The 16232-nt window shown below is 71.7% G+C and carries 16 protein-coding genes; 9 read left to right on the forward strand and 7 right to left on the reverse strand.

The window, feature by feature from the left end:
• Positions 1–37: 37 nt before the first annotated feature.
• The gene (locus OG841_RS03650; RefSeq protein WP_328642812.1) at positions 38–352 is read left to right on the forward strand and encodes a putative quinol monooxygenase; all 315 of its coding nucleotides are present in this window, start codon (positions 38–40) and stop codon (positions 350–352) included.
• Positions 353–402: 50 nt separating this feature from the next.
• Here the strand turns inward: OG841_RS03650 and OG841_RS03655 are convergent, their stop codons facing one another.
• The 4 genes from OG841_RS03655 to OG841_RS03670 are packed head-to-tail and all read right to left on the reverse strand — an operon-like array spanning position 403 to position 3390.
• Positions 403–1446: an NADP-dependent oxidoreductase gene (locus OG841_RS03655; protein ID WP_328642811.1), complete on the reverse strand. Its 1044-nt coding sequence runs from the start codon at positions 1444–1446 to the stop codon at positions 403–405.
• A gap of 4 nt (positions 1447–1450) precedes the next feature.
• Positions 1451–1669, reverse strand: a complete 219-nt coding sequence (locus OG841_RS03660) for a transposase (protein ID WP_328642810.1) — start codon at positions 1667–1669, stop codon at positions 1451–1453.
• Between the two features lie 3 nt (positions 1670–1672).
• Positions 1673–1999, reverse strand: coding sequence for a 2Fe-2S iron-sulfur cluster binding domain-containing protein (locus tag OG841_RS03665; RefSeq protein WP_328642809.1), 327 nt, complete (start codon positions 1997–1999; stop codon positions 1673–1675).
• Positions 1984–3390, reverse strand: coding sequence for an aromatic ring-hydroxylating oxygenase subunit alpha (locus OG841_RS03670; RefSeq protein WP_328642808.1), 1407 nt, complete (start codon positions 3388–3390; stop codon positions 1984–1986). Before OG841_RS03670 ends, OG841_RS03665 begins: the two co-directional genes overlap by 16 nt.
• Positions 3391–3796: 406 nt before the next feature.
• Here OG841_RS03670 and OG841_RS03675 point away from each other — a divergent pair, with 406 nt between their 5' ends.
• The 4 genes from OG841_RS03675 to OG841_RS03690 are packed head-to-tail and all read left to right on the forward strand — an operon-like array spanning position 3797 to position 8701.
• Complete coding sequence (locus tag OG841_RS03675) at positions 3797–4942, forward strand: substrate-binding domain-containing protein (protein WP_328642807.1); 1146 nt, start codon at positions 3797–3799, stop codon at positions 4940–4942.
• 15 nt (positions 4943–4957) lie between these two features.
• The gene (locus tag OG841_RS03680) at positions 4958–6535 is read left to right on the forward strand and encodes a sugar ABC transporter ATP-binding protein (protein WP_328642806.1); all 1578 of its coding nucleotides are present in this window, start codon (positions 4958–4960) and stop codon (positions 6533–6535) included.
• A gap of 1 nt (position 6536) precedes the next feature.
• Positions 6537–7658, forward strand: coding sequence for an ABC transporter permease (locus OG841_RS03685; protein WP_328642805.1), 1122 nt, complete (start codon positions 6537–6539; stop codon positions 7656–7658).
• A complete protein-coding gene (locus OG841_RS03690) occupies positions 7658–8701 on the forward strand; it encodes an NAD(P)-dependent alcohol dehydrogenase (RefSeq protein ID WP_365121773.1) in 1044 nt (347 codons plus the stop codon). The genes OG841_RS03685 and OG841_RS03690 overlap by 1 nt, the downstream gene beginning before the upstream one ends.
• A gap of 50 nt (positions 8702–8751) precedes the next feature.
• Here OG841_RS03690 and OG841_RS03695 read toward each other — a convergent pair whose 3' ends face one another.
• The 3 genes from OG841_RS03695 to OG841_RS03705 are packed head-to-tail and all read right to left on the reverse strand — an operon-like array spanning position 8752 to position 11601.
• A complete protein-coding gene (locus OG841_RS03695; protein WP_365121756.1) occupies positions 8752–9555 on the reverse strand; it encodes a ThuA domain-containing protein in 804 nt (267 codons plus the stop codon).
• A 3-nt stretch (positions 9556–9558) separates the two neighbouring features.
• Positions 9559–10323, reverse strand: a complete 765-nt coding sequence (locus tag OG841_RS03700; protein WP_280860607.1) for an SDR family NAD(P)-dependent oxidoreductase — start codon at positions 10321–10323, stop codon at positions 9559–9561.
• A gap of 39 nt (positions 10324–10362) precedes the next feature.
• Positions 10363–11601, reverse strand: coding sequence for an acyl-CoA dehydrogenase family protein (locus OG841_RS03705; RefSeq protein WP_328642803.1), 1239 nt, complete (start codon positions 11599–11601; stop codon positions 10363–10365).
• A 198-nt stretch (positions 11602–11799) separates the two neighbouring features.
• Between OG841_RS03705 and OG841_RS03710 the strand changes: the two genes are divergently transcribed.
• The 4 genes from OG841_RS03710 to OG841_RS03725 all read left to right on the forward strand — a co-directional run bounded on the left by OG841_RS03710 (position 11800) and on the right by OG841_RS03725 (position 16214).
• Positions 11800–13338, forward strand: coding sequence for an AMP-binding protein (locus OG841_RS03710; RefSeq protein WP_365121753.1), 1539 nt, complete (start codon positions 11800–11802; stop codon positions 13336–13338).
• Positions 13339–13399: 61 nt separating this feature from the next.
• A complete protein-coding gene (locus OG841_RS03715; RefSeq protein ID WP_365121752.1) occupies positions 13400–14005 on the forward strand; it encodes a histidine phosphatase family protein in 606 nt (201 codons plus the stop codon).
• Between the two features lie 30 nt (positions 14006–14035).
• Positions 14036–15226 (forward strand): acetyl-CoA C-acyltransferase, encoded by a 1191-nt coding sequence (locus tag OG841_RS03720; protein WP_365121749.1) that lies wholly within the window; start codon positions 14036–14038, stop codon positions 15224–15226.
• A gap of 19 nt (positions 15227–15245) precedes the next feature.
• Entirely contained in the window at positions 15246–16214 is a 969-nt protein-coding gene (locus tag OG841_RS03725; protein WP_365121746.1) for a PDR/VanB family oxidoreductase, read from the forward strand.
• The last annotated feature ends 18 nt before the right edge of the window (positions 16215–16232 follow it).

A 16232-nucleotide genomic window follows, 5' to 3' on the forward strand; every position in this document is an offset into this window, starting at 1 on the left:
CGGCGGGCCCGCGGGCGTGCGTACGGAAAGGAGCACCGTGGCAGAGGAAATCATCGTCGCCGGCTGGATGGACTACGAGCCCGCGGACCGCGACACGATGCTGGGCCACCTCGTCGAGGTCGGAAAGCGCACGCGTGCGGCGGAACCCGGCTGTCTGGACTACGCCATGACCGCGGATCCCGCCGACGAGCGCCGGATCCGGGTGTATGAGCGCTGGGTGTCCCAGCAGGCCCTCGACGAGCACTTCGCCACCGCGCACATCAAGGAGTTCCGCGCGGCCACGACGGGGCTGACGCGGGTGGGTGTCTCCATGGAGGTCTTCAGCATCGGGGCGAGTCACTCCATGCGGTAGGCACAGGGGTGTGACCGGGGGCGTAGGCCGCGCTGCCTACGCCCCCTGAACTATGCGCGACTGTAAGGATCGTCGGCCAACCGGACCAGCATCTTGCCGACGTTGCCACCGTCCAGCAGCGCCAGCAGGGCGCCGGCCGCGCTGTCGAGGCCGTCCGTCACCGTCTCGCGGGCGGTGACGCGGCCCGAGCGGAGCCAGTCGGCCACGCGGCTCTCGAACTCCGGCCGCAGGTCGTCGTGATCGCGCACGATGAAGCCGCGCAGGGTGAGCCGCTTGAGGACGGCCTGGATCAGCTGGTTGATGTCGGTGGACCGACGCTCCCCGCCGAACTGCGACATCATGCCGCACAGGGCGATCCGGCCGCCCGTCCGCAACGCGTGCAGGGCGGCGGCGAGTTGCTCCCCGCCGACGTTGTCGAAGTACACGTCGATGCCGTCGGGCGCCAGGCGGGCGAGGGCGTCGCGCACCGGCTCGGCGCGGTAGTCCGCGGCGGCGTCGTAGCCGAACTCCTTGACCAGCAGGGCGCACTTGTCCGGCCCTCCGGCGGTTCCGATGACGCGCTCGGCGCCCAGCAGCCGGGCGAACTGTCCGGCCGCGCTGCCGACGGCCCCGGCCGCCGCCGACACGAAGACGGTGTCGCCGGGGCGCACCTCGGCGATCCGCGCGAGCCCGACGTAGGCGGTGAAGCCGGTCTGCCCGAGCAGCCCCAACCACGTGGTCAGCGGGGCGAGTTGCGGGTCGATACGGCCTGCGGCATCGGTGTCCGCGGGGTCGAGGACGGCCCACTCCCGCCAGCCGAGCTGATGGCGTACGAAGGTGCCCGGCGGCACGGACGGACAGCGGCTCTCCTCCACGACGCCGAGGGCGCGGCCGTCCAGCGGCGAGCCGGGCGTGAAGTTGTGTGTGTAGTGCTTCTCGGTGCTCTCCAGGCGCCCACGCATCGACGGGTCGACGCTCATGTAGAGGTTGCGGACGAGCAACCACCCCTCGCTCAGGGGTGGAAGCGGGCGCTCCTCGACGGCGAAGTCCCCGAGGGTCGGTTCCCCGTCGGGCCGGCGCACCAGGCAGACCACGCGGGTGGTGCGGGGCGCCATCGGCTCACGCCTCCGGCGGCGTGGCGCCGCGCCGCTGGGCGAGACGGCCCACCCAGCCGGCCATCTGGAGGTCGGCGTGGCGCAGTTCGCCGGACTGCCAGCGGGCCTGGAAGTCGAAAATGCCGCGGGCTCCGGTCCGTGGGTCGGTCACTTCGACCAGCCCGTCCTCGGTGAGCCGGTACACCTGCCCGGTCAGCGGATGGGTCACTTGCTTGGGGCTCACGGCTCACTCCTGCGGTCGGCGGCGTACGCCGCGTTTGGTCACGGTCACCGGGCCCTCGACCCGGAGCCGGCAGGCGAGCCTGGTCAGGCCGTCCACCGGCCTGCGCAGGGCCTCGATGCCCTCGCGCTCCAGCGGGCCCACGGGAGAACAGTTCTCCGCGCCCTCCTCGACCTGGACGAAGCAGGTGCGGCAGGTGCCCATGCCGCCGCAGACGGTGGGCCAGCGGTAGCCGAGCCGCTGGGCGGCGCTGAACAGGTCCTCGCCGTCGCGGACTTCGATCTCGACGTCCGAGGGCCTGACCGCCACCGTGTGGGTCACGTGTTCATCCACTGGTCGAGCGTCTGGTTGAAGTGGCGGATGCGGCTCTCCTGGTAGTTGGACAGTGTGATGCCCGGCTTGCGCATCGCCTTCAGGCCCTGCTGGACATAGGGCAGGTTCTCGCAGTCCTGGTCGAAGACCGGCCCGAGGACGCCGAGTTCGGGGATGTCCGCGAAGAGCATGTCGTCCGGCACCCAGCGGATCTTGGCCGGGGGCGGCATCTCGCCGGGCTGCTTCGGGGCCGACATGAAGATGATCTCCGCGGTGCAGGAGTCGGGGTCGAGGCCGTGGGGCCGGAACCGGTAGATGATGTTGGACTTGGCGCCGCCCCAGGGGTTGAAGTTGGGGAACAGCAGGTAGTTGATGGCGTCCAGCAGTTCGGTGTCCGCGGTCTGCGAGAAGTCCTGCTGCGAGGTGGTCGCCAGCTGATCGCGCATCCGCTGGGCGAGGACCTGGCGGGCGGTGCCGCCGGGCGGGATGGAAGGCAGCGCGTCGCCTTCCTGTATCACCAGATCCCGGCCCTGGGCCGCCGCGTAGAACGCGCGGGAGTCGTAGAAGGTCTCCAGGACGTCCTCCTCCGTGACGGAGTCGGCCACATGGGGGCTCGGGGCGCCCTGGATGTTGATCATCCGGTTCCAGTTCGGCTGGTCCGCCATCACGTCGTACTGGGAGTTGGCGTCGGCCAGCCACGGCAGCATCTGCGGGTGCGTGGCGATCACGTGGAAGGACTCGATGAACGCGTCCTGGGCGACCTTCCAGTTACAGGGCAGCACCTTGGCGATGTGCAGCGACTTGTAGCGGTTCTCCAGCGGCCAGATGTAGTAGTCGTCGAAGGTGCCGCGGTAGCTCTCGAAGGACTCGGCACACGGGTCCATGTTGATGAAGACGAAGCCGCGCCAGGTGGCCACCTGGGCCTCGGGCAGCGAGAACTTCTCCGGGGTGACGTGCGGGAAGTCCCAGGCGCAGGGCGGGCTCTGCATGCTGCCGTCGAGGTTCCAGGCGAAGCCGTGGAACGGGCAGCGGAACTCGCCGACGTTGCCGCCGCTCGTGCGCAGCTTGCGGCCGCGGTGCAGGCAGACGTTGACGTACGCGCGGATCTCCTCGGGTGCCGTGCGCACGACGATCAGCGAGTCGTCACCGATCTCGTAGATCTCGTGGTCGCCGACCTCGGGGATCTCGCTCTCCAGACAGGCGAACTGCCACACGCGCCGCCAGACCTGTTCCATCTCGCGTTCGGCCCAGGCGCGGGAGGTGAAGCGGGTGGCATCGATGTCCTCGCTGCCGATGTGGTCGTTGTGGTCGAACCTCAGCGCCTTGGGGACCGGCCGGCTGTCCCGGTCGAGATAGTCCTGGACGCTGGGTCCGGGGCACCGCGCCGTGCCCGTCTCCGACGTATCGTCCATCTTCGCTCCTCCGACAGAAACTTTAGAGTGAGTGTAGTTATCGATCGCGGTCAGGAGCAACACTCACGACATCACCCAAGCGACGTTCACCTTGAATTAGTGAGGACCGACCCCTCCCAAAGCCGGTCGGGGCGTGTCACACTCCGTCGCATCCGAGGCTGTAGAGCCTCAAAAGTTTCTCCACGGCCAGAGGTGGCGTTCCACCCCCTCTCGGCCACAGCGCCGCCCGGTCACCCCGACGGCCCGCGCCGTACCCCACGACGGCGATCCACGCAGCTTTCGCTCACCCATGCGTGCCGTCCCGACCCGGGCGGCAACGGATCCCGCCTGACAGAACCGGCCGCCGCGGACGCGGAAGCGACGCGGGCCGCGGCAGCGCAGGCCCACACCACGGGAGTACTCAACGATGAGTCCCAGACCCGGACGCGCGCTCCGCCGCGCGCTCACCGCGATCGTCCCCGTCACCGCCCTGCTCACCCTGGCGGCGTGCGGCACCGACACCACTCCGGCCGCCGACTCCGCCAAGGCCGCGGGTGCCGACCCCGCCGGGCTGACCGCGGCCCGTGCGGCCGTCACGAAGTACTCGGCGCGCCCGGACCGGATCCCCGTCACCGAACCGGTGGGCAAGAAGATCCCCACGGGCAAGAAGATCGACTTCATCCTGTGCGGCGTGCAGTCCTGCAAGGATCTGGCCGACTTCTTCACCGCCGGGGCCAAGGAACTCGGCTGGGACGTCAAGCAGATCGCCACGCAGGGCACACCGGAGTCCGTCCAGGCCGCCTACGAGCAGGCACTGCGCGACAAGCCGGACGCCGTCGTCGCCTCGGGGTTCCCGCGCGCGGTGTACGCCAAGCAGCTGGCGCAGCTGAAGCAGGCCGGGATCCCGGTCGTCCAGTCGAACGCCGACGATGTGCCGGGCGACGGCATCTCGCTGCTGAAAAACGGGCCGAAGGATGTCGCCGTCCAGGGCGAGATGCTCGCCTCGTGGGTGGTGTCGGACAGCGGCGCCCACGCCGACACCGTCTACTTCGACCTGCCCGCCTACACCATCCTCAAGCCGGTCAAGGACACCTTCGCGGCCAAGTACCAGCAGTGGTGCGCGGGCTGCGGGCTGGACACCGTCGACGTACCGATCACCGCGATCGGCAAGGACATGCCGGACCGCGTGGTCTCGTACGTCCGCTCGCACCCGAAGGTGACCCACATCGTCTTCTCGCTGGGCCTGCTCAACGTGGGCGTGCCGGCCGCACTGAAGACCGCCGGCATCACCGGCAAGCACATCGCGGTGAACGTCGGTGACGCGCAGAACTACCAGTACATCGAGAGCGGCCTCAGCGACGCCGCCATGGCCCTCAACTCCCACGAGGCCGCCTGGCTCCAGGTCGACGCGCTGGCCCGCCACTTCACCGGCCAGTCCATGGCGGTGGACCAGAAGGCGGTGCTGCCCAACATGCTGATCACCGGCAAGGACAACCTCCCGTCCGCCGACGGTGACTTCCCGCTCGTCGAGGACTACCAGGCGCAGTTCAAGGCGCTCTGGGGTCTGAGCTGAGCGCCGGAAGGAGCAATGGTGCACGCTGAAACGCCGCTCGGGTCGGCCGGGACGCAGGAGACCGACCGGCCCGTGCTGCGGGTGTCCGGACTGTCGAAGCGATTCGGCGCGACCCAGGCACTCCAGGACGTCGACCTCGACATCGCCCACGGCGAGATCCATGCGCTGATCGGGCCCAACGGCTCCGGCAAGTCCACCCTCATCAAGATCCTCGCCGGGTATCACCACGCCGCCCCGGGAGCGGTCGCCGAACTCGACGGCGAGCCGTTCGGCCTGGGCCAGGTCACCGGCTCCCGGCACGACAGGCTCCGCTTCGTCCACCAGGAGCTGGGCCTGGTGGGCGAGTTGAGCGCCACGGACAACCTCGCCCTCAGCCGCGGCTTCGCCCGTACGGCCCTGGGCAACATCCGCTGGCCGGAGATGGAACGCCGTACGGCGGCCCTGGTCGAACGCTTCGGGCTCGGCATCGACGTACGCCGTCCCCTGTCGACCGCCACCCCCGTCCAGCGCGCGGTGGTGGCCATCGCCGCCGCCCTGCAGGGCTGGGAGGGCCGCCGAGGCGTCCTGGTGCTCGACGAGCCGACCGCGGTGCTGCCGCCCGGAGAGGTGGCCCGGCTCTTCGACATCGTGCGGGAGATCCGCGACTCCGGTGCCAGCGTCCTGTACGTCTCGCACCGGATGGACGAGATCTTCGCGCTCGCCGACCGGGTCACCGTGATCCGCGGCGGCCGCCGGATCGCCACCCGCCGGGTCGGCGAGCTCACTCCCCGGTCGCTGGCGGAGCTGATGGCGGGCGAGGAGACGGAGACCGAGCACCGGCCGCGGCCCGTTGCCGATGGCGCCGAGGCCGTGCTGGAGGTGCGCGGATTGTCGGCCGGACCGCTGCACGGCGTCGACTTCACCCTGGCCCGGGGCGAGCGGCTGGGCATCACCGGCCTGGTCGGCTCGGGCCACGAGGTGGTGCCGTACGCGGTGTGCGGGGCGTACGGCGGACCGGTGCGCGGCCAGGTGCGGGTGCCTGAGCGCTCCCCGCGCTGGGTCGAAGCGAAGGACGCGGGGCGGCTCGGTATCCCTCTCGTGCCCGCGGACCGGGCCGGCGAGGGCGTGATCGGTGACTTCTCGGTCGGCGAGAACCTCACCCTCCCGCTGCTCAGCCGGCTCCGCGCCCGGGCCGGGCGGCTGCACCGGCGCCGCGAATCCTCACTCGCCGAGGAATGGATCGGGCGGGTCGGGGTGCGCACGGCCGGCCGCGGCGCCCGGATCACCACGCTGAGCGGCGGCAACCAGCAAAAGGTCGTCGTGGCCCGCTGCCTGGCCCAGCGGCCGCCGGTACTGGTGCTGTGCGAGCCCACGGCGGGCGTCGACATCGCGACCCGGCTGCAGCTGTACGACCTGATAGAGCGTCAGGCCGATGAGGGGATGGGCGTGATCGTGTCCTCGTCCGACACCGAGGACCTGCTCGCCCTGTGCACCCGGGTCCTGGTGGTACGGGACGGCCGGATCGTACGGGAGATCAGCGGCCGGGACATCACCGAGCCCTCGCTGGTCCACGCCATGGAAGGAACCGAGTGGACCGAGGAAGGAACCGAGTGACATGACATCCACCCCGACCCGGACCGCCGAGTTCCGGCCGAGCGAAAGCGAGGTGCCCACGGCGTCCGGCCCGCGGAGCCTGGGCACGCTGAGCCGACGGGCGGCGGCAGCCCTGTCGTTCCGCACCGTCGGCGCCGTCTACGTATGGCTGCTGATCATCGTCCTCTTCTCCGTGTGGGCACCGGACACGTTCCCTACCGTCACCACGGTCAAGCAGGTCCTGAACGGCAACGCGGTGGCCGGACTGGTGGCGCTCAGCGTCGTACTCCCGCTGGCCGCACGCGTCTTCGATCTGTCGGTCGCCTACACCATGTCCCTCACGAGTGTGCTGACCGCCCACTTCCTGGTCTCCACGGGCCTGGGCCCCGGCGCCGCGATCGCCCTGGCGATGACCGCCGCGCTCGTGGTGGGGGTGGTCAACGGAGTCGTGGTGGTGGTGCTGCGGGTCGACTCGTTCATCGCCACCCTGGCCACCGGCGCTTTGATCCAGTCCCTGATCACGATGGTCACCGACGACAGCTCCATCACCGGGGTCCAGCTGCTGGCCAAGCCGTTCGCCGACATCGCTCAGCTCGACGCGGGCGGCATCACCCTGCCGGTGCTGTACCTGCTGCTCGCCGCGACGGCCATCTGGTTCCTGCTGGAACACACCGCGACCGGGCGCCGGTTGTACGCGACCGGCTTCAACGCCGACGCGGCACGCCTGCAGGGGGTGCGCACCAACCGGCTGCGCTTTCTGACCCTGGTGACGTCCGCACTGGTCTCGGGATTCGCGGGAGTCGTCTTCGCGTCCTCGGTGGGGTCCGGATCGCCGAGCGCGGGCACTCCGTATCTCCTGTCTGCCTACGCGGCGGCCTTCGTCGGCGCGACGCAGTTGCGTGCGGGCCGCTTCAACGCCTGGGGGACGGTGATCGCGGTGCTGCTGCTCGGCACCGGCATCACCGGGCTCGGACTCGCCACCAGCGCGCAGTGGGCCGCGAGCCTGTTCACCGGTGCCGTCCTCATCGTCGCGCTCGTTCTCACGGGAGGGCGGATCACCCTGCCGGCGGTCCTGCGCCGCCACAAGGCGCCCACGGTCGCCGAGGCGGACGACGTATCCGTCCCGGACAAGGAGTTCACATGATGAAGGCGGTTCAGTACCGGACGGTGGGCAACGCGCCCGAGGTCGTCGAGGTTCCCGTGCCCGAGCCGGGCCCGGGACAGGTGCTGCTGAAGGTGACGGCCGCGGGGCTGTGCCACTCGGACCTGGCGGTCATGAGCTGGCCGCAGGAGCAGTTCCCGTATCCCCTGCCGATGACGCTCGGCCACGAGGGCGTCGGCACCGTCGCGGGACTGGGCAGCGGGGCCGTGGGAGTGGCCGAGGGCGACGAGGTGGCGGTGTACGGCCCGTGGGGCTGTGGTCTGTGCCGGGCGTGCGCGGAGGGCAGGGAGAACTCCTGCCCGCACGCCGCCGGGCTCGGCATCATGCCGCCGGGGCTCGGCTCGCCGGGCGCGCTCGCGGAGTACATGGTGGTGGACTCGCCGCGCCATCTGGTGCCGCTGAACGGGCTGGACCCGGTGCAGGCCGCACCCCTGACGGACGCCGGCCTGACCCCGTACCACGCGATCCGCGCGTCCCTGCCCAAGCTCGTGCCCGGCAGCACGGCGGTGGTGGTCGGCGTCGGCGGCCTGGGTCATATCGCCGTACAACTGCTGCGGGCGTTGACCCCGGCCCGGGTGGTCGCCCTCGATGTCGGCAAGGAGAAGCTGGAGCTGGCCCGCGCGGTCGGCGCCCACGAGACGCTGCTCTCCGACGGCGAGGCGGCGGCCCGGGTGCGGGAGCTGACCGACGGCGTCGGGGCCGACGTGGTGCTGGACTTCGTGGGGGCCGAGGCGACCCTGGCGGTGGCCGGCGCCTCGGTGGCGGTGGCCGGCGATGTCACCGTCGTCGGTATCGGGGGTGGCACTCTCGCGGTCGGCTTCGGCGGCGGTCTGCCGTTCGACGTGTCCGTCTGCGCCCCCTACTGGGGCAGCCGCCGGGAGCTCATCGAGGTCCTCGAACTGGCGAGGCAGGGGCTCGTCTCCTCCCACGTCGAGACCTTCTCGATCGAGGAGGCCCCCCTGGCGTACGAGCGCCTGCATGCCGGCGAGGTGGGCGGGCGCGCGGTCGTCCTGCCGCACGGCTGAGCCACGCGTGCCTGGGTCCGGGTCCCCGCGGGGACCCGGACCCAGGCACGTCAGGCCGAGGGGAGTGCCGCTTCGGTGACCGGACGCTCCGCGCCCACGGCCCGCTCCAGACACCGCCCGAGCACCGTCAGGAACTCCGGGGTCTCCCAGGGCCCCCGGTCCACGCGCCGGGTGTCGTCCACACCGAGGTCCTGCATGTCGTACCGGCCCCGGCAGTGGCCGAGGGTGAAGTAGCAGACCTCGCCGAGACCGTGCCGTTTCAGATAGAGGACGGGACGGGGCTCGCCGTCCCGCGCCGCCGTGTCGCCCTCCTCGAAGCCGCGGCACGGCCCGGTGAACTCGGCGTGCAGCAGCACTTCCAGCTCCCCGTGCAGCTCGCACACGTACAGCTCGTCGGTGACGGTGAACGGTTCGATCCCGGCGACCAGCGGATGGTCGGGCCGGGTCACGCGCACCTCGTACGGCTCGATGGGCGGGTGCGCCAGGAACTGGCTGCCGAGCACGTCGGCCAGCTGCCCGAGCAGCCGGGGGGTGGAGAACATCCGGGATCCACCGGGAGCGGACGCCTCGATCACCGCGTTGGTGCCGTGCAGGGCGAGCCAGCGCCCGCCCCGCGCGGTGAAGCGTGCCAGCGCGTCCCGCTGCGCCGGGCGGGGCCGCACATCGCAGGTGTAGCTGACCAGCAGATCCGCCTGCTCCAGCGCGGGGAGACAGTCGTAGTCCTGGTAGACCCTGGTGCGCACCCGGGGATGGTCGCCCAGCATCTCCAGCAGCCTGAGCCGCGCGTGGTCGAAGTCGTGCCATCTGCCGCCGCAGACCAGTACGGCGTCCAGGCGGCCCGCCGGGCCCGCCACGGCTCAGTACTGGACGCGGGTCAGCAGCCCGCCGTCCACCACGAGGTTGACTCCGACACAGAAGGAGCCCGTCCGGCCGAGCAGGAACGCCACCGCCGCGGCCACGTCCTCGGCGGTGCCGTAGCGGCCGATCGGCAGCTTGGCGAGCACCTCCTCGTAGACCTCCGGGCGGCTGGTGCGGATGGTCTCCCACGCGCCGCCGGGGAAGTCGATCGGGCCGGGCGAGACGGTGTTGACGCGGATGCCCTTCGGGGCGAGGGCATGGGCGAGGGCCGAGGCGTGCTGGACGACGGCGGCCTTCAGCGCGGAGTAGGAGTTGGCGCCCGCCGGGCGGGCGGTGTCGGAGGCGTTGGTGGTGCCGATGGCCACGACGGCGGCCCGGTCGGAGGCCTCAAGATGGGGAAGGGCCGCCTCGACGAGTCCGGCGAACGGGATCAGGTCGCCGCGCAGGCTGGCCTCCCACGACTCGGGCCCTTTGACGTTGCCCGCCGAGACATTGGACACCAGCAGGTCCAGTCCGCCGAGTTCACCGGCCGCGCGCTCGACGAAGCCCGCGAGGGCGGCCGGGTCGGTGACGTCGACCGGTTCCGCGAAGACGGTGGCCCCTTCGGCCCGCAGTTCGGCGGCCGCCTTGGCCAGCCCTTCCTCGCCCCGGGCGCACAGGGCCAGCGCACAACCCTCGGCGGCCAGGGTCTCGGCGATCGCCCGGCCGATACCCCGGCTCGCACCGGTCACCAGCGCCTTCGCGCCTGTCAGTCCCAGTTCCATCGATGTCACTCCTTTGTGAGAAGGCCTCTTGGAGGCCTCTTAGTCGCCGGGAAGCTGTGAGAACGGCGCCCGGTCCACCCGGGGTTCCGGCGGCAGCTTGAGCACCCGTTCGCCGATCAGGTTGCGCTGGATCTGGTCGGTGCCTCCGGCCAGCCGGTAGCCGGGGGCGCCGAGCAGATGCTGGGTCCAGGCGAAGGTGCCCGGTTCCCCGGTGTCGGCGCTGATCCGCGCCCCCATCAGCTCGGCGGCGACCTGGCCGGTGCGGGTGAGCAGTTCGGAGGCCATGAGTTTGGTCAACGAGGCCTCCGGACCCGGCCGGCCGCCGGCGGCGCTCGTCCTGGCGACGCGGTCGACGGTGGCCGCGCGCAGGGCGGCACGGACGTACAGGTCGGCCAGGCGCTGGCGGACCAGTGGATCCCCGGTCCGGCCGAGGGAGCGGGCGAGCGCGAGGACGTCCGGGAAGGTGCCGCCCTTGCGACGGTTGCCGCTGCCGGAGGCGGTCCGCTCGAAGGCGAGGGTGGCGTTGGCGACCTCCCAGCCCTGGCCCGGCCGCCCGATCCGGAGCCGGTCCGGGACGCGTACGCCGCTGAGGAACACCTCGTTGAAGGAGGTGCCGCCGCTCATCTGCCGGATGGGGCGCACCTCCACTCCGGGGGCGTCCATCGGGACCAGGAAGGCGGTGATGCCGGCCTGTTTGACGACGTCCGGGTCGGTACGGGCGAGCAGCAGACCGTAGTCGGCGAACTGGGCGCCCGAGGTCCACACCTTCTGGCCGTCGATCACCCACTCGTCACCGTCCTGCCGGGCCCGGGTGCGCAGGGCCGCGAGGTCGGAGCCGGCGCCGGGTTCGCTGAAGAGCTGGCAGGCCAGCAGGTCGGTGCGCAGGAACGCGCGGGCGTGGTCGCGGCGTTGCTCGTCCGTCCCGAACAGGGAGACGGCCATCGCGACCAGGCGCACCGTGACACTGATCAGCTCGGTGGACGGCGGCACCTCGAACGCGGACTCCTCCTGGGCGAAGACCGCCACGTGCGCGGCGCTCAGGCCCGCGCCGCCCTTGTCCTCGGGGAGTGTCAGCGCCTGGTAGCCGGCGTCGAAGCGGGCCCGCTGATAGGCGCGGCAGCGATCCAGCAGGAGGCGTTCCTCGTCCTCCGGGAGGTTGTGGAACACGGCGAGGTCGGCGGCCTGTGCGGTGGACTGCGGCGCCGGCGCCGGTTCGAGCACCGTGGCCAGCCACTGCCGGACCTGCCGACGCCATGCGTCCGGATCGGGCTGGGACATGGCTCCTCCTCGGGTACTTACCAGACGACGGTTTGAGTAACAGCGAGTGGGCTGCACGCCTCTGTCACCGCTGGAACATGCGGGAATGACTTCGTCCGGGGTCAGAGTGTTCCGTACTTTCTTGATAAACGCTACAGTCTCCGCATTCCCTCTCTCCCGTCGACATCGGGAGAGGACCGCGGAGCCGCCGGAGGAGCCATGTCGCTGCTGCCACTCGACCGTCGCGCCCAGGAGACACCCGAGGAGCCCGCCCTGGCGGACGACCTGGGGGTGCTGTCCTGGTCCGGCCTCGCCGACCAGGTGGCCCGGGCGGCGGCCCGGCTGCTGGAGATCGCGCCCGGTCCCGGCGACCGGATCGCCGTCCTCGGCGACAACGCGATTCCGACGCTGGTGGCCCATCTGGCGGGCCTGCGCGCCGGAGTGGGGACCGTGGCCACGTCCCGGAACCTCACCTCGGGCGAACTCGTCGACCAGATCATCGACGCGGGGGTGACCGGCATCGTCGCGGGACCGGCCGGCGCGGGTGCCGCCCTCGACGCGGCCCGGGAACTGGGCCTGCCGATCGTGACGCACGGAACGCCACCAGCCGGGCACGCGTTCGACTGGGACAAGTGGCTGGCCACCGCGCCCGCCGGACGCACCCTCCCGACGGACCGGCCCGCCCGGCCTCCGCTCGTGTACACCTCGGGAACCACCGGACGAGCGCGCGGCACCGAGGTGCGCTGGGTGAGCGGCCCCGTCGCCGACTGCTCCGCCTACCTCACCGCGATGTCCGCCCGGCCCGGATTCCCGCCGGGACCCCACCTGGTGTGCGGCCCCCTGCAGCACAACGCCCCACTGACCTCGCTGCGGCACCTGGCGGCCGGTCAGCCGGTGGTCGTCCTCGGCAGATACGACGCGGAGTCGTTCCTCAGCCGGGTGCAGAAGTGGCAGGTCTCCTCGACGGTGATGGTGCCCACCCATTTCCAACGGCTGCTCGCCCTCCCGGAAGACATCCGCGCCCGGTACGACGTCTCCAGCCTGCGGCAGGTCTCCCACACCGGCTCCGCGTGCCCGCCGGACGTGAAGCGCGCCATGATCGACTGGTTCGGTCCGGTGCTGACCGAGTCGTACGGCGCCAGCGAAGCCGGAACCGTGGCGCGCATCAGCAGCACCGAATGGCTGGCGCACCCCGGCTCGGTCGGGCGTGCCCGGCCTCCGTTCGAGGTCCTGGTCACCGGTGACGACGGCCGGCGACTGCCCCCCGGGGAGCACGGGCTGCTGGCTTTCCGGGCCCCCGAGGACCAGGGCGTCCGCTACCACGCGGACCCGGACAAGACCAGATCCGCCTACCTCTCCCCCGGCGTCTTCACGCTCGGCGACATCGGCTACATCGACTCCGACGGCTACATCTTCATCACCGACCGGGCCGCGGATGTCGTGGTCTCCGGCGGCGTGAACCTGTACCCGGCCGAGAGCGAGGCGGTCCTGCGCCGGCACCCGGCGGTCGTCGAGGTCGCCGTGATCGGCGTGCCCGACCCGGACTTCGGCGAGTCGCTGCGGGCGCTGGTCGTGGTGGCCGGGGACGAGCCGCCCGCCGACGAGCTGGACGCCTTCTGCCGCGAGCGCCTCGCCGCCTACAAGTGCCCGAAGTCGTACGAGGTCGTTCCCGAGCTGCTGCGCAACGCGATGGGCAAGCTCGACAAACGCGCGATGCGCCGCCCCTACTGGGGCTCGGAACGGACCATCGCCGGCTGAGCCGCTCCCTCATGTACCTATCGCCGGCTGAGCCGCTCCCTCACGTACTTAAGGAACATCCATGACCGAACTCCTCCTCGTCCGGCACGGCCTCCCCGTGGCGGGCGTCTTCGACCCGGGGCTGTCGCCGGAGGGCACCGCCCAGGCCGAACGCCTCGCCGACTGGCTGGGACACGAGGACCTCGACGCCCTGTACGTCAGCCCGTTCCAGCGGGCCCGCGAGACCGTGGCGCCCCTGGAACGGCTCACCGGCATGACGGCCACCGTCCTCGACGACCTGCGCGAGTGGGACACGGACGTGTCCCAGCCCTACACGCCACCCGAGCAGATCGGGACCGGTGACCCCCGGGCGGCGGCGCTCGCCGAGGGACGCTTCGAGGACTTCGTGCCCGACCTGGACCGGGACGCCTTTCGCGGGCGGGCCGTGCGCGCCATGGACACCATCCTCGACGCCCATCCCGGCGGACGGGTCGCCGCCGTGTGCCACGGCGGCATCACCAACACCTATCTGGCGACGGTGCTCGGTCTGCCGACGATGTTCTGGTTCCACCCCGGCTACACCTCCGTCAGCCGGGTGCGGCGCATGCCGGGCGGCCGGATCGTCCTGCACTCGGTGAACGAGACCGCCCACATGATCGCCGAACGCGCCGTCGACCCCGTCGCCTGACTCCGCCCCACACCCCAGGAGGTCCCGGCCATGCCCGGATCCGTCATCGTCGCCGGAGCAAGGACGCCCATCGGCAAACTGCTGGGCGCCCTCAGCCCGCTGTCCGCCGTCGATCTCGGCGCCCACGCCATCCGCGCGGCTCTGGCCGCCGTCCCTCTGGACCCGCAGGCCGTGCAGGCCGTCGTGATGGGCCATGTGGTGCAGGCCGGCGCCGGCCCCAATCCCGCCCGGCAGGCCGCGGTGCTCGCCGGCATCCCCTTCTCCGTGCCGGCGAGCACCGTCAACAAGCTCTGTCCGTCCGGCCTGCACGCCATCGCCCTGGCCGACCTCATGATCGCCTCAGGCCGTCACGAGGTGGTCGTCGCGGGCGGCATGGAGTCCATGTCCGGCGCCCCGCACCTGCTGCGCGGATCACGCGCCGGCTGGAAGTACGGCTCGAACGCGGTCGAGGACGCCCTGGACCGGGATGCGCTGGTCTGCGCCTTCGACGGGGTCTCCATGGGCGCGGCCACCGAGCGCTACCAGCAGCCATACGCCCTGACCCGGCAGGAACAGGACGAGTACAGCGCGCTCTCCCATCAACGGGCCGCCCGCGCCCAGCAGTCGGGCGCGTTGTCCGAGGAGATCGCCCCCGTCACGGTGTCCGGACACCGAGACGAGACGGTGGTGGACACCGACGAGGGCGTACGACCGGGAAGCACCGCCGAGACCCTGGGCCGCCTGCGGCCGGCCTTCTCCGGCACGGGCACCATCACCGCCGGCAACTCCTCCCAGCTCTCCGACGGCGCAGCGGCCGTCGTCGTGATGAGCGCGGAGCGAGCCCGGCGGGAGGGCCTGACACCACTCGCCGAGATCGGGGCCTACGGCACGGTCGCGGGCCCCGACCCCTCACTGCTCGTCCAGCCGGCCGGCGCCGTCCGCGACGCCCTGGACCGGGACGGCCGGCTGAAGACCGCCGACCTGGACCTGTTCGAGATCAACGAGGCGTTCGCCGGAGTGGCCCTGGCTTCCGTACGCGAGCTGGACATCCCGCTGGACAGGGTGAACGTCAACGGCGGAGCGATCGCGCTCGGACACCCGGTCGGCATGACCGGAGCCCGGCTGGTGCTGACCCTCGCGGCGGAACTGCGCCGACGCGGAGGCGGCAGCGGAGCGGCTGCCCTGTGCGGGGGCGGCGGTCAGGGTGACGCGCTGTTGCTGCATGTACCGACGCAGGCCTGAGACCGGGAGCCGAACCAGCATGAACGACCAACTGCCCCCGGCCCCGACCACCCTCACGGTGGCCGCCCGCACCCTCGCCGCCGACGGCGTCGTCTCCCTCACCCTGCGCCGCCCCGACGGCGGCATGCTGCCCCCCTGGACGCCCGGCGCCCACATCGACGTCCTCCTGGACGGCGACGCCGACGGCCTGGTCCGTCAGTACTCCCTGTGCGGACACCCGGCCGAACGCGGGGTCTGGCAGATCGCCGTGCTCCGCGAGCCGAAGGGCCGCGGCGGTTCCGCGTACGTCCACGACCACCTGCGTGAAGGCTCCACCGTGCGGGTCCGCGGACCGCGGAACAACTTCCCGCTGCGGCCGGCCACCCGCCATCTGTTCGTCGCCGGCGGCGTCGGCATCACGCCCATCCTTCCCATGGTCGAGGCCGCCGAGGCCGCGGGGGCCGACTGGAGTCTGCTGTACGGCGGCCGCACCCGGACTTCCATGGCCTTCCTGGACCGCCTCGCCCCGCACGGAGACCGGGTGCTCGTGCGTCCGCAGGACGAGTACGGCCTCCTGGACCTCGCCGCCCACCTTGGCGTGCCCAAGGAGGGCACCCTGGTGCACGCCTGCGGTCCCGAGCCCCTGCTGCGGGCGGTGCAGGAGCGGTGCGCGGGCTGGCCGCCCGGCACGCTCGGCGTCGAACGGTTCGCCCCGGTCGCGCCGACGGAGACCGGTGCGGCCGCGGCCTTCGAGCTGGAGCTCGCCCGTTCCGGACTCACCCTCACCGTGCCGCCGGACCGTTCGGTGCTCGAGACCGTGGAGAAGGCCGGCGTCACGGTCGACTTCTCCTGCCGGGAAGGCACGTGCGGCACCTGCGAGACCGACGTACTGGACGGCACACCCGACCACCGCGACGCGCTGTTGACCGAGGACGAACGCGCCGCCGGCGACACCATGCTCATCTGCGTCTCCCGCTCGTGCGGGCCCCGTCTCGTCCTCGATCTCTGACGCCGATCACCGCCCGCT

The organism is Streptomyces canus, assembly GCF_041435015.1.
GTDB classification, from domain to species: domain Bacteria; phylum Actinomycetota; class Actinomycetes; order Streptomycetales; family Streptomycetaceae; genus Streptomyces; species Streptomyces canus_G.

Excerpts from the sequence above, each read along its gene's own strand:
- OG841_RS03655 (WP_328642811.1), bottom strand. The coding sequence starts at position 1,446 with ATGGCGCCCCGCACCACCCGCGTGGTCTGCCTGGTGCGCCGGCCCGAC.
- OG841_RS03725 (WP_365121746.1), top strand. The coding sequence starts at position 15,246 with ATGAACGACCAACTGCCCCCGGCCCCGACCACCCTCACGGTGGCCGCC.
- OG841_RS03710 (WP_365121753.1), top strand. The coding sequence starts at position 11,800 with ATGTCGCTGCTGCCACTCGACCGTCGCGCCCAGGAGACACCCGAGGAG.
- OG841_RS03685 (WP_328642805.1), top strand. The coding sequence starts at position 6,537 with ATGACATCCACCCCGACCCGGACCGCCGAGTTCCGGCCGAGCGAAAGC.
- OG841_RS03690 (WP_365121773.1), top strand. The coding sequence starts at position 7,658 with ATGAAGGCGGTTCAGTACCGGACGGTGGGCAACGCGCCCGAGGTCGTC.
- OG841_RS03715 (WP_365121752.1), top strand. The coding sequence starts at position 13,400 with ATGACCGAACTCCTCCTCGTCCGGCACGGCCTCCCCGTGGCGGGCGTC.
- OG841_RS03700 (WP_280860607.1), bottom strand. The coding sequence starts at position 10,323 with ATGGAACTGGGACTGACAGGCGCGAAGGCGCTGGTGACCGGTGCGAGC.
- OG841_RS03675 (WP_328642807.1), top strand. The coding sequence starts at position 3,797 with ATGAGTCCCAGACCCGGACGCGCGCTCCGCCGCGCGCTCACCGCGATC.
- OG841_RS03670 (WP_328642808.1), bottom strand. The coding sequence starts at position 3,390 with ATGGACGATACGTCGGAGACGGGCACGGCGCGGTGCCCCGGACCCAGC.
- OG841_RS03720 (WP_365121749.1), top strand. The coding sequence starts at position 14,036 with ATGCCCGGATCCGTCATCGTCGCCGGAGCAAGGACGCCCATCGGCAAA.
- OG841_RS03705 (WP_328642803.1), bottom strand. The coding sequence starts at position 11,601 with ATGTCCCAGCCCGATCCGGACGCATGGCGTCGGCAGGTCCGGCAGTGG.
- OG841_RS03680 (WP_328642806.1), top strand. The coding sequence starts at position 4,958 with ATGGTGCACGCTGAAACGCCGCTCGGGTCGGCCGGGACGCAGGAGACC.